The sequence below is a fragment of the Pseudomonas sp. 2822-17 genome (assembly GCF_002742485.1).
Classification (GTDB): Bacteria; Pseudomonadota; Gammaproteobacteria; order Pseudomonadales; family Pseudomonadaceae; genus Aquipseudomonas; species Aquipseudomonas cyclaminis.
Genome location: NZ_LJRZ01000844.1, coordinates 1 through 255 on the forward strand (window position 1 = coordinate 1; position 255 = coordinate 255).

General features: G+C 37.3%; 1 protein-coding gene. It reads right to left on the reverse strand.

Translation table 11 applies throughout. The annotated features are described in order from the left end of the window. Positions 1-255 (reverse strand): DHHA1 domain-containing protein (locus AOA60_RS29485; protein ID WP_143522590.1); only part of this gene is annotated, 255 nt, incomplete at both ends.

Consider the following 255-nt stretch of genomic DNA (forward strand, 5'->3'; position numbering starts at 1 on the left):
AAATGGTAGCTACCTCTTTTACAATTTTCCCAGCATGGTGCCCTGCCTTAACTAGATCTTCTGAAACACTCGTTACAATATTTACTTTCTCATTGTTGACCGAAGCAAGTACGAGAATACCTGAATCAAGCTTTTCTTTTAATGAATCTGCCATCTGACGTAATCTGTTCATATCAGAAACATTTACTTGTTTTACGAGAAGGTGGACCCCTTCAATCTCTTCCACTTCATCTAATATATTTCCTGCCTCTAAAT